20 protein-coding genes are annotated in these 14,993 nt (G+C 49.3%); 13 read left to right on the top strand and 7 right to left on the bottom strand.

The window, feature by feature from the left end:
- Positions 1–12: 12 nt before the first annotated feature.
- From TW77_RS12560 to TW77_RS12535, 6 genes are read right to left on the bottom strand one after another with little or no spacing between them, the layout of a single operon-like run.
- On the bottom strand, positions 13–270 hold the full coding sequence (locus TW77_RS12560; RefSeq protein ID WP_046005329.1) for a BolA family protein: 258 nt from the start codon (positions 268–270) through the stop codon (positions 13–15).
- Between the two features lie 5 nt (positions 271–275).
- Positions 276–569 (bottom strand): STAS domain-containing protein, encoded by a 294-nt coding sequence (locus tag TW77_RS12555; RefSeq protein WP_046005328.1) that lies wholly within the window; start codon positions 567–569, stop codon positions 276–278.
- Entirely contained in the window at positions 562–1,245 is a 684-nt protein-coding gene (locus tag TW77_RS12550) for an MlaC/ttg2D family ABC transporter substrate-binding protein (RefSeq protein ID WP_046005327.1), read from the bottom strand. The genes TW77_RS12555 and TW77_RS12550 overlap by 8 nt, the downstream gene beginning before the upstream one ends.
- Positions 1,246–1,249: 4 nt before the next feature.
- Positions 1,250–1,795, bottom strand: a complete 546-nt coding sequence (gene mlaD / locus TW77_RS12545) for an outer membrane lipid asymmetry maintenance protein MlaD (RefSeq protein ID WP_046005326.1) — start codon at positions 1,793–1,795, stop codon at positions 1,250–1,252.
- Between the two features lie 14 nt (positions 1,796–1,809).
- Positions 1,810–2,589: a lipid asymmetry maintenance ABC transporter permease subunit MlaE gene (gene mlaE, locus TW77_RS12540; RefSeq protein ID WP_046005325.1), complete on the bottom strand. Its 780-nt coding sequence runs from the start codon at positions 2,587–2,589 to the stop codon at positions 1,810–1,812.
- Positions 2,586–3,392, bottom strand: a complete 807-nt coding sequence (locus tag TW77_RS12535; protein WP_125716832.1) for an ATP-binding cassette domain-containing protein — start codon at positions 3,390–3,392, stop codon at positions 2,586–2,588. The genes mlaE and TW77_RS12535 overlap by 4 nt, the downstream gene beginning before the upstream one ends.
- A gap of 229 nt (positions 3,393–3,621) precedes the next feature.
- Between TW77_RS12535 and TW77_RS12530 the strand changes: the two genes are divergently transcribed.
- The 12 genes from TW77_RS12530 to mgtE all read left to right on the top strand — a co-directional run bounded on the left by TW77_RS12530 (position 3,622) and on the right by mgtE (position 12,909).
- Positions 3,622–4,581, top strand: coding sequence for a calcium/sodium antiporter (locus TW77_RS12530; protein WP_046005323.1), 960 nt, complete (start codon positions 3,622–3,624; stop codon positions 4,579–4,581).
- Between the two features lie 9 nt (positions 4,582–4,590).
- On the top strand, positions 4,591–5,562 hold the full coding sequence (locus TW77_RS12525) for a KpsF/GutQ family sugar-phosphate isomerase (RefSeq protein ID WP_046005322.1): 972 nt from the start codon (positions 4,591–4,593) through the stop codon (positions 5,560–5,562).
- On the top strand, positions 5,563–6,114 hold the full coding sequence (gene kdsC / locus TW77_RS12520) for a 3-deoxy-manno-octulosonate-8-phosphatase KdsC (protein WP_046005321.1): 552 nt from the start codon (positions 5,563–5,565) through the stop codon (positions 6,112–6,114).
- Positions 6,111–6,665, top strand: coding sequence for an LPS export ABC transporter periplasmic protein LptC (gene lptC / locus TW77_RS12515; RefSeq protein ID WP_046005320.1), 555 nt, complete (start codon positions 6,111–6,113; stop codon positions 6,663–6,665). Before kdsC ends, lptC begins: the two co-directional genes overlap by 4 nt.
- Complete coding sequence (gene lptA / locus TW77_RS12510; RefSeq protein ID WP_046005319.1) at positions 6,655–7,194, top strand: lipopolysaccharide transport periplasmic protein LptA; 540 nt, start codon at positions 6,655–6,657, stop codon at positions 7,192–7,194. The genes lptC and lptA overlap by 11 nt, the downstream gene beginning before the upstream one ends.
- A complete protein-coding gene (gene lptB / locus TW77_RS12505) occupies positions 7,191–7,916 on the top strand; it encodes an LPS export ABC transporter ATP-binding protein (RefSeq protein ID WP_046005318.1) in 726 nt (241 codons plus the stop codon). Before lptA ends, lptB begins: the two co-directional genes overlap by 4 nt.
- A gap of 44 nt (positions 7,917–7,960) precedes the next feature.
- Positions 7,961–9,469, top strand: a complete 1,509-nt coding sequence (locus TW77_RS12500; RefSeq protein ID WP_046005317.1) for an RNA polymerase factor sigma-54 — start codon at positions 7,961–7,963, stop codon at positions 9,467–9,469.
- Positions 9,470–9,494: 25 nt separating this feature from the next.
- Positions 9,495–9,782, top strand: coding sequence for a ribosome hibernation promoting factor (gene hpf, locus TW77_RS12495; protein ID WP_010386630.1), 288 nt, complete (start codon positions 9,495–9,497; stop codon positions 9,780–9,782).
- A 2-nt stretch (positions 9,783–9,784) separates the two neighbouring features.
- Positions 9,785–10,240 carry a PTS sugar transporter subunit IIA gene (locus TW77_RS12490; RefSeq protein ID WP_046005316.1) on the top strand — a complete coding sequence of 152 codons (456 nt, stop codon included), beginning with the start codon at positions 9,785–9,787 and terminating at the stop codon, positions 10,238–10,240.
- 12 nt (positions 10,241–10,252) lie between these two features.
- Positions 10,253–11,098, top strand: coding sequence for an RNase adapter RapZ (gene rapZ, locus TW77_RS12485; RefSeq protein WP_046005315.1), 846 nt, complete (start codon positions 10,253–10,255; stop codon positions 11,096–11,098).
- Entirely contained in the window at positions 11,095–11,373 is a 279-nt protein-coding gene (locus TW77_RS12480; protein ID WP_046005314.1) for an HPr family phosphocarrier protein, read from the top strand. The genes rapZ and TW77_RS12480 overlap by 4 nt, the downstream gene beginning before the upstream one ends.
- A 177-nt stretch (positions 11,374–11,550) precedes the next feature.
- Positions 11,551–12,909 (top strand): magnesium transporter, encoded by a 1,359-nt coding sequence (gene mgtE / locus TW77_RS12475; RefSeq protein WP_046005313.1) that lies wholly within the window; start codon positions 11,551–11,553, stop codon positions 12,907–12,909.
- 25 nt (positions 12,910–12,934) lie between these two features.
- Here the strand turns inward: mgtE and pmbA are convergent, their stop codons facing one another.
- Positions 12,935–14,281 carry a metalloprotease PmbA gene (pmbA, locus tag TW77_RS12470; RefSeq protein ID WP_046005312.1) on the bottom strand — a complete coding sequence of 449 codons (1,347 nt, stop codon included), beginning with the start codon at positions 14,279–14,281 and terminating at the stop codon, positions 12,935–12,937.
- 183 nt (positions 14,282–14,464) lie between these two features.
- Between pmbA and yjgA the strand changes: the two genes are divergently transcribed.
- Complete coding sequence (yjgA, locus tag TW77_RS12465; protein WP_046005311.1) at positions 14,465–14,986, top strand: ribosome biogenesis factor YjgA; 522 nt, start codon at positions 14,465–14,467, stop codon at positions 14,984–14,986.
- The last annotated feature ends 7 nt before the right edge of the window (positions 14,987–14,993 follow it).

Below are 14,993 nucleotides of genomic sequence, written 5' to 3'. Positions count from 1 at the left end.
TGTGGCTCCAGATTATTGAGGTAAGATAAATTTGCGCTCGCGTTGCCACTCAGTTGGCGTAAAGGCTTTAATGCTGACGGCGTGGATAGTGCCATCTTTAATCACTTCCATCAGCGGAGCATAGACCATTTGCTCGCGCTTAACCCGGCGCAAATCTTCAAAGCAGCCGCCTACTGCGATGACTTCGTAATGACTGCCTTCTGATTTAACTTTGACTTCGTCAAGTTTCAGCGCTTCTTGTAGTAAAGCTTCGACTTGGTTTGTTTCCATTGGACTCACTCAAATAGGTTACTGACCTGACCCAGCGCCATCAGATTTTGTAGCTGGTCAGGCACATTTTTTAACTCAAGACGGACGTCTTGCTGTTTTAATTTGCCTAAAGAGTGAATTAACCAAGCTAAGCCCGCGGTGTCAACCCTGGATACCTCAGAAAGGTCAAAATACAGGACTGACTGCGCATTTTCTAGCAACTGGTTAAGAAGCGATTCATTTGTCAGGCTATCTCGTGTGAGCTCGCCAACGACCGTGACAGTGTCGGCCGAAGGCTTGGTAAGTTGCAAATTAGGCATTGCCGTCGTCACCTCGAAACTGCACTGGCAGTTTGCTTTTCTTGTCCAATAACTCAATCACACGTTCAATCCCCTGCTGACGTAAAATACCGTGCAGCTCAGATTGTTTGGCATCGAGCAAGCTGATCCCTTCTGCCATCATGTCAAAAGCTCGCCACTCGCCATTGCTGTCGCGGCGCACTTTAAAATCGATCTTGATATCCGGTTTACCCGCTTCGACAATCTTGGTTTTGACTATGGCGATTTTGTCACCATCGGCATCACGCGCCGGTTCAAACTCAACGGTCTGATCGGTGTACTGCGTGAACACACCAGCATAGGTTGCAACCAGGTAAGACTTAAAGACATCAATAAAAGTGCGAATGTGCTCAATGGCCTGACGCTTTTCTTCTTTGTCTTCAATATTACGGACTTTCTGAATATGGCTGCCCAGCACACGATAGGCGGCATATTTATAATCAATATACGGCAGCAGCTCTTCTTCAACGATCACCCGCAGATGCTCTTTGTCCTGCGCGATCATTTTCTGATCTTTGGTCACACGTTTAAAGGTGTTATCTGCAACTTGTTGCACCATAGTGTAAGGGTTGGTCATGTCCACTTCACTGGCAGACACAGTGCTGGCAAGTACAATCAGAAAAACACTTGCGAAGAAACCCAAAACTTTCGCCATCATGGTATTACTCACTACTTTGATTAAACAGGAATTGGCCAATCAGTTCTTCCAGAACCAGAGCCGACTTAGTATCAGTGATCATGTCACCATCTTTGAGTGCCGCGCTTTCAACGCCAAATAGCTCACCCAGATCAAGCTCATCATTACTCACCACTTCTTGCCCCAGACAGTTTTGCTTGGCAGACTTTGACGCAATCACCGGAGAAATACCCAGATATTGCTCACCCAGAATGCCTGACGTCAGGATAGAGACCGAGGTGGTATCTGAGAACTGACATTCATAGTGACTGTCGATGCTCATGCTGACAACCGGCACGAACTCTTGAGGGTGAATGCGGATCCCCTCAACGCGGCCGATAACAACACCACCGACTTTAATAGGCGCTCGGGTTTTAAGTGAACCGATATTGTCGAACTTAGCCTCCAGGGTGTAGGTTTCGCCATTTCCGCTGATCCCTGCATTGGCCACTTTCAGTGCCAGCATTACAAAGGCGGCCACGCCTAACGCAACGAACAGGCCGACAAGTATTTCTATTTTCCGTGTATTCATGTTTCTACAAACCCTTAACTTGAAAACATCACTGCTGTCAGAACAAAGTCGAAGCCCAGAACAGCAAGAGAAGAATGAACCACCGTTTCTGTGGTGGCTTTACTGATCCCCTCGGACGTTGGGATACAGTCATACCCTTTATATAGCGCAATCCAGGTCACGATCAGCGCAAATACAAAACTTTTAATCAGGCCATTGACAATATCCTGCTCAAACGACACCTGAGATTGCATAATGGACCAGAAACTGCCTGAATCAACACCCAGCCAGTCAACACCAACCAAGTGTGCACCGAGTATCGCAATGGCGGAGAAAATCAGCGCCAGCAAAGGCATACTGATAAAACCAGCCCAAAAGCGCGGTGAAATGACGCGTTTTAATGGATCAATCGCCATCATTTCAAGGCTCGACAGCTGCTCTGTCGCCTTCATCAAACCAATTTCCGCGGTCAGCGCACTACCTGCCCGACCGGCAAACAATAAGGCGGTTACCACAGGCCCAAGCTCACGTAACAAGCTCAGCGCGACCAGCGGCCCCAGACTGTCTTCTGCGCCATAATCGACCAGTACGGTGTAGCCCTGCAGCGCCAGTACCATGCCGATAAACAAGCCAGATACCATAATAATGAGCAAAGACTGATGACCCACCATATACAGTTGACGAACCAACAAAGGACCGCCTTTTCTGAAATTAGGCATACTGCACAGCGCTCCCAGTAACATCCTGGTTGCCCGGCCCAGCGACGCAAAACGGCTTAGCGTCTTATGGCCTAACTGCTGTAAAAAATCCATCAAAGGCTTCCTCCTGCCAATAACTCATCCTCATAAGGTGCGGCATCAAAATGGAACGGCACCGGCCCATCTGAGTGGCCTTGCAAAAACTGCTGCACCAAGGGGGATTCATGAGCCAGCATCTGCTCCGGTGTGCCGCTACCAATCACGCCTTGTTCGGCAATGATCACCACATGATCAGCAATACTGAGCACTTCGGTGACATCATGCGTCACGATTAAGGAGGACAATCCCAGCACTTCATTGAGTGACTTAATCAGACGCACCAGAACCCCCATTGAAATGGGATCTTGCCCTGCAAACGGCTCGTCATACATGATCAGTTCCGGGTCGAGCGCAATGGCTCTGGCCAATGCCGCACGACGTGCCATCCCGCCCGATAACTCGGACGGCATGAGATCCCGCGCGCCACGCAGACCAACGGCTTGCAGCTTCATCAATACCACCAGGCGAATCAATTCTTCACTCAGTTTGGTGTGCTCACGCAGCGGGAACGCAATGTTGTCGAATACTGACATATCCGTGAATAAGGCCCCACTTTGGAACAGCATGCTCATTCGCTTACGTGCCTGATATAAGGCCTGGCGTGACATAGCTGGAATGCTGTCACCAGAGAAGAGAATCTCACCGCTATCCGGCTTAAGCTGACCACCGATCAGCCGCAACATGGTGGTTTTACCAATACCACTGGGCCCCATGATGGCCGTAATTTTCCCTTTGGGAACGGAGAAACTCATATTTTTGTAGATTGTCCTTTCACCACGAGAAAAGGTCAAATCCCTGACTTCAACTATTGACTGCGTCAAGTCGCTCTCCACATCATACTTTTTCAATTGTGGAATAATACGTTGTTTTGCCGTGATATGGAAAACCCTTAATGGTAAAATTTTGTAATTCATTCGCCATATTTGTTGTGCGAAATGCACGCTTGCTTATCCTCTATACCCCTTCCAAAAACGATGACTTTATTTATACATTTGATGCGCTATTTGTTACTATCTGCGCCATTGAATTTAGTAACTTGGCTTAGACTTCATGGTTTTATCGTTTGTCATACTCATTCTTGGATTCATTGCCCTGGTTTGGAGTGCCGACCGCTTCGTGTACGGCGCGGCGGCACTAGCTAAAAACCTTGGGGTACCAACGTTAATTGTGGGTTTGACTATCGTTGCAATGGGCTCCTCAGCACCTGAAATGATGGTCGCCGCGCAAGCCGCGCTGGTTGACAAAACAGACACTGCCGTTGGCAATGCCGTAGGCTCAAACATTGCTAACATTTTGATGGTACTTGGCATCACCGCACTATTGCGGCCGCTCGGCGTCGGCTCAGGCATTTTAAAACGCGAAATGCCACTGCTGGTCGTTGTGTCGCTGGCAGCCTGGTTGATCATCAGCGACAACCAGTTTAGCGCGCTGGAAGGTTGGCTACTGTTAATTGGCTTTTTTGTGTTTATCGGTGGCCTAATCTATATCTCAAAAACCGGTAAAACCGACCAGGACGATCCGCTCATTTCAGAAGCCTGTGATGAAGTCCCTAGTGATGTCCCAATGAGCAAAGCCCTATTCTGGCTGGTTGTGGGGATGATTTTATTGCCCGTGAGTGCCGATTACCTGGTCGACGCAGCCGTCGACATTGCAAAATACTTTGGCATGAGTGATCTGCTCATCGGCCTGACAATCATCGCTATCGGCACCAGCTTGCCTGAGCTTGCTGCGTGTGTGGCAGGTGTACTTAAAAATGAAGACGATCTGGTGCTGGGCAATATTATTGGTTCGAACATCTTTAATATTCTGGCGGTGTTGTCTATTGCCGGGATCCTCAATCCTGCAACGCTGGACAGCAACATCGCCAGCCGCGACATCTATGTCATGCTGGGCGCAACCGCTGCGCTGGTACTTATGAGTGTCAGCCTGAAAGGCCGTCGCCAGATCAACCGTGTTGAAGGCGGACTGCTCCTTGGTGCATTCTGCGGTTATATGTACTTCATTATTTAAGGATTCAGCATGAGCACGCACAACTTTATCGGCTCTGCCAGGCAGGTATTAGAAATCGAACAACAAGCCATTGCCGAAATTGCTCAGTATGTGGATACAAAATTTACCGCGGCCTGTGAACTTATGCTGCAATGCCGGGGTCGTATCATAGTTATCGGAATGGGCAAATCCGGCCACATTGGCAACAAAATAGCAGCCACACTGGCCAGTACCGGCACACCGGCGTTTTTTGTCCACCCGGGTGAAGCAAGCCATGGCGATTTGGGCATGATCACCGCCGATGACGTGGTTCTGCTTATCTCAAACTCAGGTGAAACCCACGAAGTATTGGCTATCGTGCCGGTGATTAAACGCATTGGCGCACAAATCATCAGTATGACGGGTAATCCCGAGTCGAATATGGCAAAGCTGGCGGATATCCACCTGTGTATCAAAGTGTCCAAAGAAGCCTGTCCTTTAGGCCTTGCGCCCACAGCGAGCACCACAGCGACGCTGGTCATGGGTGACGCGCTGGCCGTCGCTTTACTCGAAGCCAGAGGTTTTACGGCGGACGATTTTGCCCTGTCACACCCCGGTGGCAGCTTAGGTAAACGCCTGCTGCTAACCCTGGCGGACGTGATGCATTCAGGAGAAGCCGTTCCTGTCGTTACACAAGGCTGCACCATTACCGACGCACTGTTTGAGATGTCAGGCAAAGGCTTAGGTATGACCACGATTGTCGATGCCCAGGGGCAACTCAAGGGCTTGTTCACAGATGGGGATTTACGCCGTATTATTGAACAACGACTTGACTTACATAGCACCCCGATTGAGTCTGTTATGACAAAGCGCTGCACCACAGTGACACAAGATATGCTGGCCGCAGAAGCATTGCATATCATGGAGAAAAAACGCATCAATGGCCTGATTGTGATTGATGCACAAGGTTGCCCAATCGGCGCGTTAAATATGCAGGATTTACTGCGAGCAGGAGTTTTATAAATGCTGTTTTCCGATCTTTACCAGCCCATAGACGACGCCATTGTCCGTAAAGCACAGGCGATTAAACTGCTGATCTGCGACATCGATGGGGTGTTTTCTGATGGCCGTATCTATCTGGGTAACCAAGGGGAAGAGCTAAAGGCATTTAATACCAAAGACGGCTTTGGCATCAAAGCGCTGATCAATGGCGGCGTTGACGTTGCCGTGATCACAGGCCGTCATTCACAGATTGTTCAGCAGCGCATGACTAGCCTCAACGTCAAACATATCTATCAGGGGATGGAAGATAAGTTGCAAGGTTACGCTGAGTTGAAAGACACATTGCAACTGGACGATCACGAAATTGCCTATATTGGTGATGATGCACCAGACCTGCCAGTCATGCTCAAAGTGGGCCTGTCTGTTGCTGTGCAAGACGCACACCCGATGGTGATCCGTGCTGCCGACTACAGAACCCTGTTGCCGGGTGGCTATGGTGCGGTGCGTGAACTCACTGATTTACTGCTACTGTGTCAGGGCAAATCGCTGGGTTATGAAGGCAGCAGCGTATGACCGTACTTCGTGTCTTGCTACTGATTGTATTCAGCCTCACTATGCTGTGGCTGTGGTACCCCTATTTATCGCAATCAGGTCAGGTTACCCAACGCTCCGAAGAGGTGCTGGCTAAACCCGATTACGTTGCCATCGACCTGAAACAAACCAATTATGCAGAAAATGGCCAGCTCAGCTATCAAATTACCGCTGACAGAATGGAGCTGTATCAGGAGCTTGGTTTCAGCCATTTTACCGCGCCCATCTTTACGCTGCATAACGATCAGCAAAACTGGCAGCTCAAGGCCAATGAGGCCACTCTGTATGGCAATAATACGTTGATCCTGGAAGGTCAGGTACAGGCCACCAATCTGACAGCTGATGCCATGATTAAGCACATCAATGCCGACCATGTGCAGGTCGATATAAACGAAAAACATATGCGCTCTGAACATCCGGTGGAAATTACCGGGCCCAACTTAACGATTTCAGGTAAAGGCCTGGTGGCCGATCTCAACACTGAAATCATTGAACTCATCAACCATACTGAAACAATTTATTATGAGCAATAAATTAACCTGTTCCCTGATCTTACTGTGCACATTAAGTGCGTTTCATCCTGCGGCTTACGCAGAAAACTCACCCGCTGATCAGGTCATTATCAGTTCGGGCACCCAGCTGGCCCAGTTGCAAACCAATATCGGCGTGTTCGAAGAAAACGTCGAAATCATTCACGGCGAGCGTAAGATTCTGGCCGACCGCCTCGAAGTGCATCGCCGCGAAGAGCTTGGGAAAAATAAACAGCTGCTGGTCGCCACAGGCAGCCCAGCTGTGTTTCAGGAGCGTCAGGCCGATGGCACGCTACTGAAAGCCACTGCCAAAGAAGTGCGTTATGACGTTGCAAACCGCATGTTGACGATTAAAGGCGGTGCCGAAATCAGCCAGGCGGGACAAAAGATCAGCGCCCAAACCATTGTATACGACATGGAAAAGAAGCTGATCAGCGCACAGCGCGGTGAACAGGAACAAAACCGTGTTAGAACCATTCTTTTACCCGAAAAAGACAATTCCAAGCAACCACAAGAGAAGGGTAATCCGTGAGTAAGTTAACCGCCACGGCACTGGCCAAAAGCTACAAGGGCAGGCAAGTCGTTAAGAACGTTGAATTGAGCGTTGAGGCAGGCAGTATTGTTGGTCTGCTCGGCCCTAATGGCGCGGGTAAAACCACCACCTTTTACATGATTGTCGGCCTGGTGCCCAGTGATAAGGGTAGCATTCACATTGATGATCAAGACATTACCTTGCTGCCTATGCACAGTCGGGCAAGGTTAGGCATTGGTTACCTGCCTCAAGAATCCTCTATTTTTCGCAAACTGACCGTCTATCAGAACCTGATGGCCATCTTGGAAACCCGTAAGGAGCTCAATAAAGAGCAGCGAGAAGTCATCCTCAACGAGTTGTTAGATGAATTTAATATCCAACATATTCGGGATAGCCAGGGCATGGCTTTGTCGGGTGGTGAACGTCGCCGGGTAGAAATTGCACGCGCCCTTGCGGCAGATCCAAAATTTATCTTATTGGATGAGCCTTTCGCTGGCGTTGATCCCATTTCGGTGTTAGATATAAAGAAAATTATTGAACACTTAAAAAACCGCGGCATAGGCGTGCTGATCACCGACCACAATGTACGTGAAACGCTGGACGTCTGTGAGAAAGCTTATATAGTGTCACATGGTGAACTGATAGCAGCAGGCACCCCGGAGCATGTTCTGGCCGATCAAACCGTGCGGGATGTCTACCTAGGTGAGCAATTCAGGCTATAGTTATAAGATTAGAAGTAAATAACAAAAAGGATTGTTAGAGATACATGAGGCAATCGCTACAGCTGCGCATGGGGCAGCAACTGACAATGACACCACAGCTGCAACAGGCCATTCGCCTGTTACAGTTGAGTACGCTAGATCTCCAACAAGAAATCCAAGAAGCGCTTGATAGCAACCCTTTGTTGGAAGTGGAAGAAGGTGAGTCTGAATCACATGACAATGAAACTCAGTCCAAATCGGATACTGAGTTAGAACAACACACGACCAATGATAATGACAGCTTTGAGGACTCGGCTGTCAGTGACTACGAACAAGACAGCGATGCTGCATTAAACAAAGACACAGTCAGTGACGATCTGGCAATGGACGTCACCTGGGACGAGTACATCAGTGCAGCCCCGGCAAGCAGCTCTGGCCCGATGCCAGAAGATGAAACCATCTATCAGGGCAAAACCACTGAGACGCTGCAAGAATATATGATGTGGCAACTAGAGCTCACGCCTTTCAGCCCAACTGACAGAGCCATCGCTTTGGCGATAGTGGAAGCCGTTGATGATGCTGGCCTGCTGACAATCAGCTGTGAAGACATTGTCGAGAGCATGAATCAGGACAATGACGACGAACACATAGAACTGGACGAAGTTGAAGCCGTACTGAAGCGGGTGCAATTATTCGATCCCGTTGGTATTGCTGCGCGAAGCTTGCAGGAATGCTTGTGTATCCAGCTCAACCAGTTTGATCGCAACACCCCCTGGCTCACTCAAACCAAAGAAATCCTGACTGAACACATTGATTTGCTGGCTAGCCGCGATTACCGCACTTTGATGAAAAAGACCAAGCTCAAAGAAGCGGATCTGAAAGAAGTAATGACCCTGATCCACAGCCTTAATCCGAAACCTGCTGCCAGCATAGTGCAAGAAGAAGCGGACTATGTGATCCCGGATGTGTCGGTGAAAAAGGTGAAAGGACGCTGGGTTGTTGAGCTCAACCCGGATTCCATGCCAAAAATCAGAGTGAACGATCACTACGCCGCTATGTCTCGCTCTGTCAAGTCGAGCACCGATAGCCAGTTTATTCGCTCGCACCTGCAAGAGGCAAAATGGTTCATCAAGAGCCTGGAAAGTCGTAACGAAACTTTATTAAAAGTTACTAATTGCATTGTGCAGCAACAACAGGCATTCTTTGAACATGGCCCCGAGGCAATGAAGCCGATGGTACTCAATGATGTGGCCGAAATGGTCGACATGCATGAGTCCACGATTTCACGTGTCACTACGCAAAAGTATATGCACACGCCACGCGGTATCTATGAGTTGAAGTATTTCTTCTCAAGCCATGTCAGCACTGAAAACGGAGGAGAATGCTCTTCGACTGCAATCAGAGCATTGATCAAAAAGCTAATTGCCGCTGAAAACACAGCTAAGCCATTAAGTGACAGCAAAATAGCGGATGTATTGGCAGATCAAGGGATCAAAGTGGCTAGACGTACAATTGCCAAATACCGAGAGTCTTTGGCTATCCCACCGTCGAATCAGCGTAAAAGCCTGATTTAGACGTAACTACAGAAGGAAAATGCTTATGCAACTAAATTTAACTGGTCGACATGTAGAAATCACCGATTCGTTAAGAGACTATGTAACAAACAAGTTTGCGAAGCTAGAAAGGCACTTTGATCACATCAATAATGTGCATGTTATCCTAGATGTCGAAAAGCTGATCCAAAAAGCAGAAGCCACATTACATGTGAACGGGGGAGAGATCTTTGCCTCAACCGAACACCGGGATATGTATGCCGCAATAGACGGACTTATCGACAAGCTTGATCGCCAGGTGATCAAGCATAAAGAGAAGCTAACTCGACACTAATCATGAAACTAAGCTCATTGATTTCACAGGACTGCAGCAAAGCTGCGGTCCTTTTTAATAGCAAAAAACGCATTTTAGAGTACATCAGTGAACTGGCTCACAGCCAGCTTCCTGACAGTAATGCCCACGATATCCTGGATGCTTTACTGAGCCGTGAAAAACTCGGTAGTACCGGCATAGGTAAAGGGATCGCGCTGCCACATGGCCGCCTGCCCGGCATAGATAAAGTGGTCGCCATGCTGCTGGTTAACCAGCAAGGCATAGCCTTTGACGCCATCGACAATCAACCCGTCGACATTTTTGTGGCACTCATCGTACCCGAGGGAGAAAATCAACAACATTTGCAGACCTTGGCAACAATCGCTGATAAACTTAAAAACAAGGTGTTTTGTAAACGAATCAGACAAGCTCACAATGATCAGGAGTTATTTGCGATAATTGAAGAGTTTGACAACTAGCGGAGAGTTTCAGTGCAGCTAATTATTGTCAGTGGTCGTTCCGGCTCGGGTAAATCAGTCGCCCTTCGCGTACTGGAAGACCTGGGCTATTACTGCGCAGATAATATCCCAGTTAACCTGCTACCAGCATTAGTACGCAGCGTATCAGACAGTTATGATAAAATTGCTGTGAGCGTTGACGTACGTAACCTGCCAAAAGATCAGCAAGAGCTTGACGATATTCTGGAATACCTGCCTGGATTTGCCGAGCCCAATATTTTCTACCTGGATAGTGAAGACCAAATTCTGATCCGTCGTTTTTCCGAAACGCGTCGTCTGCATCCACTGTCGCTGGCCGATTTGTCGCTGGACAAAGCGATCAAGAAAGAAAAAGAGCTGCTTGATCCGCTTATCCGCCGTGCCAATATCACCATAGATACCACAGATATGAGCATCCACCAGCTGGCGGAGCGGATCCGGGAAAAAATTCTCGGTAAAAAAGACAAACAGTTAATCATTACCTTTGAATCTTTTGGCTTCAAACATGGTATTCCGAAAGAAGCGGACTACGTCTTCGACGCCCGTTTTTTACCTAACCCACACTGGGAGCCTGAGCTTAAGCCTTTGACAGGTTTAGATAAGCCCGTCATTGATTACTTGGCCAGCCACAGCCTGGTGCAAAAATTTACCTGGCAGATCCAAACGTTTGTGCAAACCTGGTTGCCACACCTGGAGCGCAATAATCGCAGCTATCTGACTATCTCTATAGGCTGTACCGGCGGGCAACACCGCTCCGTCTATCTTGCCCAGACTTTGGGTGAGCGTTTTGCCCGTACTCATAGCAATGTGAAAATCCATCACCGCGAACAAGAAAAATGACACAACGCTTTGAAGATACTTTTCTGATCCAAAATAAACTGGGGCTGCACGCCCGTGCTGCCAGCGTGCTGGCCGAGCTGTCAGCCCAGTTTGACGCCAATATCACCTTATTCCAGGGCAGCAAAGAGGCCGAGGGAGACAGCGTGCTGGCGTTACTACTGCTTGAAAGCAGTCAGGGTAAAGAAGTGAAGGTCGTCTGCGAGGGGCCAGATGCCAAACGTGCTTTGCATGCCATCGGCAGCCTGATAGCCGATAAATTCAACGAATCCGAGTAGCGACCACGCGACTTACCCCTGTTCTGGCAGCGTCAGACTGCCACTTTCTCGCTGCTATCTCCCCTTTTTTAGTTATACCAATTGATATTAAAACAGCTATAATTATCATACGCCTATAATCAGTGCGCAATACACTCATGACAAGCTTAACTGTCGACTATCCAATCTGGGACGCCTATGCCTGAAGTTTTTGAACAAGACTACACACTGGAGCTTTTACAGCAAGTTACTAATGCCCTCAACAGTGGTCAGTTTGTTCAAGTCAGGCGCACATTAGCCGAAATTCCGCCGTGCGATACGGCATTGCTGCTTGAGTCCTCCCCACATAAAGTCAGAACCCAGTTGTGGCAACTGGTTGATCCGGACATACAGGGTGACGTGCTCGAAGAGCTGTCGGAAGACGTCAGGCTCAGCATCATTGCCAAAATGGAGCCTGAGCTCATTGCGGCAGCAACCGAGGACATGGACGACGATGACCTCGGTGAGGTCCTCAGGAGCCTCCCAGACCCCGTCTATCAGGACGTTATTGGCGCTATGGACTCTCAAGACCGAGCCCGGGCCACACAGGCACTGTCTTATGTCGAGCACTCCGCCGGCGCGCTGATGAACACAGACACAGTGACCATTCGCCCGGATGTGTCACTGGATGTGGTATTGCGCTATTTACGCCTTAAAGGTGAGCTGCCGGATGGCACCGATGACCTCTATGTGGTGGATAAGGACAATTGTTTTTTAGGAGCACTGCCCATCAGCGTGCTGCTGACCAGTCAGCCAGACAAGCTGGTTAAGGAGCTGATGAATGAAGAGCGTGAAACCATCCCCATTTCAATGGATGAAAGCGATGTTGCTCAGCTGTTTGAGCGCCACAACTGGATCTCAGCCCCGGTAGTCGACGATAACGCGCACTTACTGGGCCGTATCACCATCGATGACATCGTTGATGTTATTCGTGAAGATGCCGAACATAGCCTGATGAGTATGGCCGGTCTTGATGATGAGGAAGATACCTTTGCGCCGGTGTGGAAAAGTAGCCGACGTCGCTCAATCTGGCTGGGGATCAATCTGCTCACAGCCCTGATGGCCGCGTTTGTTGCCAGCTTTTTCGAAGGTACTCTAGATATTCTACCCATTCTGGCAGTATTAAATGGCATAGTGCCCAGTATGGGTGGGGTAGCGGGCAGTCAGACCCTGACACTGGTGATCCGTGGTATTGCCCTGGGTCATGTTAACGCCACCAACCAGCGCTTCTTGCTGGGCAAAGAGCTCGCCATAGGCGCACTCAACGGCCTGTTATGGTCCTTGCTGATCGCCGGGGTGATTGCTTTATGGCAGTGGGATTTTGTACTGGGTGGCGTGATTGCCTTTGCAATGTTTATGAACCTGGTCGCTGCGGGTATTGCCGGAGCCAGTATTCCGCTGATGCTGAAAAAAATGAACATAGATCCGGCACTGGCAGGCAGTGTTGTCCTGACCACAGTCACCGACATTGTCGGTATTTTTGCCTTCCTGGGCACCGCAACCTGGCTGCTTGTTTAAGCAGCCAGACACTCAGTACAATCCATCACTGACCGGCAATTTGCATGCTTTCGATCAGTACCGAGCCTGTTTGCACGGCACCACGGGTTTCAATATCTCCGCCGATGGCTTTGATTGACTTGAACATATCTTTGAGGTTACCGGCAATGGTGATCTCACTGACCGGATATTGGATCTCGCCATTTTCAACCCAGAAGCCAGCGGCACCACGAGAATAGTCACCGGTGACCGTATTGACACCCTGTCCCATCAGCTCAGTCACCAGTAAGCCCCGGTCCATAGTACGTAGCAGCGCCGCCAGATCCGGATCTGTGGCCTGTACCAGCCAGTTATGGATCCCACCGGCATGTCCTGTGCTGCGCATACCAAGACGTCTCGCTGCATAGCTTGGTAACAAATAAGTTTCCAACATGCCGTCTTTGATAATATCGCGCTCAACCGTGCGCACACCTTCCGCATCAAACGGGCTTGATGCCAGCGCCTGGCGCAGGTGCGGTTGCTCCTTAATAGACACACAAGTGTCGAATACGTCAGTGCCCAGGCTATCGAGCAAAAAGCTCGACTTGCGATACAAGGCACCACCGCCAATTGCAGACACCAGATGACCGAACAGGCTATTGGCAATATCGGCCCGGAATACCACCGGCACCCGCATGGTATCCAATTTACGGCTGTTGAGCTTGGCAAGCGTCGACTGGGCGGCCTCAATCCCCACTGAGGCGGCATCTCTCAGCTGTGTATGCACACGCGTAATTGAGTAGGCATTATCGCGCTGCATCACCCCATTTTCTTCGCCTATGACCATAGTACTCAAAGTGTGTCGGGTGCGCGGAAATCCGGCAAGAAAGCCATGGCTGTTACCATAAACACGCAAGCCCTGATGACTGGCCACACTGGCACCATCCGAGTTAACGATGCGTGGGTCAAAATTTAATGCCGCCTGCTCCGCCTCTAAACAGCGCTTTACACTTTCTTCCGGGGTCAGTGTCCAGGGATGAAACAGATCTAAATCCGGCACGTCGGTTGGCATTAAATCTGCGTCAGCCACGCCATTACAGGGGTCGTCCGATGTAAACTTGGCAATTTCAACCGCCTTTTCCACCACAGAACGTAATGCCTGTGGACCCAAGTCTGCCGTCGACGCAGAGCCCTTGTGTTGGCCTACATAGACGCTCAGACCCAATCCACCATCCTGATTAAATTCAATCGTTTCAACTTCCCCCATACGGGTGCTGACAGACAAACCTGAGGTACGACTCATCGACGCTTCCGCTGATGTTGCCCCCAGTTGTTTTGCATAGTCCAGAACGTCAGACACTGCCTGTTTTACTTCATCAATCTGCGTCCAGATGGGATCTTGTTGCTGGCTCATGTTTTTATTCCACAAATCATAGTACTGCTATAATCCTAACACAGCCTACGCAGATGCGCTGTGACTCAGGCAAAGATTCTGCCGGGCAACCGCTACCAGCCTAATGTCTTAATGTAAACGTGACTGCTTTTTCTGACTTCTGGTATAATCTGTACACGAATAACTGAAGTAAGTGCACTAAGCATGGCTAAAAAACCGACTCAAGAGCCAGAAGAAGAGATCATCTACGTCTCCAAAAGCGAATTAAAACGCGATGCACAGCAATATCACCAACTGGGCGTTGATATCGCGCAATTGGGCAAAAAACAAAGAGAAAAGCTGCCTCTCAGCCCTGAGCTGGTTGCCGCCATGGATCTGGCAGACAAGCTACGCGGTAAGCATGATGCGTATCGCCGTCACCTGAACTTTGTCGCCAAACAATTGCGTACCACAAGTAATGTGGAAGAGTTGCAACAAGGCCTGGATCTGTTACTAAACAGAAATAACCAGGCGGAAGTGCTGCTCAATCAGGTTGAAAAACTAAGGGATGAACTCATCGCCAAGGGTGATGAGAAGATCAATGAATTACTTGAGGCACACCCGACACTGGAGCGTCAGAAGCTCAGACAACTGGTGCGCCAGGCCAAGAAAGAGCATCAGGCAGAGAAGCCAGGAAAAGGCTACAAAGAGCTGTTTCAGTTACTGAAGGAGCTGATCCTGCCATAGTCATAAA

It is taken from the genome of Pseudoalteromonas rubra, from assembly GCF_000967655.1.
GTDB classification, from domain to species: Bacteria; Pseudomonadota; Gammaproteobacteria; order Enterobacterales; family Alteromonadaceae; genus Pseudoalteromonas; species Pseudoalteromonas rubra_A.
This window is presented reverse-complemented; position numbering and strand designations above follow the sequence as displayed.

Coding starts and splice junctions, on each gene's coding strand:
- mgtE (WP_046005313.1), top strand. CDS start 11,551: ATGCCTGAAGTTTTTGAACAAGACTACACACTGGAGCTTTTACAGCAA.
- TW77_RS12480 (WP_046005314.1), top strand. CDS start 11,095: ATGACACAACGCTTTGAAGATACTTTTCTGATCCAAAATAAACTGGGG.
- pmbA (WP_046005312.1), bottom strand. CDS start 14,281: ATGAGCCAGCAACAAGATCCCATCTGGACGCAGATTGATGAAGTAAAA.
- TW77_RS12530 (WP_046005323.1), top strand. CDS start 3,622: ATGGTTTTATCGTTTGTCATACTCATTCTTGGATTCATTGCCCTGGTT.
- TW77_RS12500 (WP_046005317.1), top strand. CDS start 7,961: ATGAGGCAATCGCTACAGCTGCGCATGGGGCAGCAACTGACAATGACA.
- TW77_RS12560 (WP_046005329.1), bottom strand. CDS start 270: ATGGAAACAAACCAAGTCGAAGCTTTACTACAAGAAGCGCTGAAACTT.
- yjgA (WP_046005311.1), top strand. CDS start 14,465: ATGGCTAAAAAACCGACTCAAGAGCCAGAAGAAGAGATCATCTACGTC.
- lptA (WP_046005319.1), top strand. CDS start 6,655: ATGAGCAATAAATTAACCTGTTCCCTGATCTTACTGTGCACATTAAGT.
- mlaD (WP_046005326.1), bottom strand. CDS start 1,795: ATGAATACACGGAAAATAGAAATACTTGTCGGCCTGTTCGTTGCGTTA.
- TW77_RS12525 (WP_046005322.1), top strand. CDS start 4,591: ATGAGCACGCACAACTTTATCGGCTCTGCCAGGCAGGTATTAGAAATC.
- lptC (WP_046005320.1), top strand. CDS start 6,111: ATGACCGTACTTCGTGTCTTGCTACTGATTGTATTCAGCCTCACTATG.
- TW77_RS12550 (WP_046005327.1), bottom strand. CDS start 1,245: ATGATGGCGAAAGTTTTGGGTTTCTTCGCAAGTGTTTTTCTGATTGTA.
- kdsC (WP_046005321.1), top strand. CDS start 5,563: ATGCTGTTTTCCGATCTTTACCAGCCCATAGACGACGCCATTGTCCGT.
- TW77_RS12555 (WP_046005328.1), bottom strand. CDS start 569: ATGCCTAATTTGCAACTTACCAAGCCTTCGGCCGACACTGTCACGGTC.
- hpf (WP_010386630.1), top strand. CDS start 9,495: ATGCAACTAAATTTAACTGGTCGACATGTAGAAATCACCGATTCGTTA.
- TW77_RS12490 (WP_046005316.1), top strand. CDS start 9,785: ATGAAACTAAGCTCATTGATTTCACAGGACTGCAGCAAAGCTGCGGTC.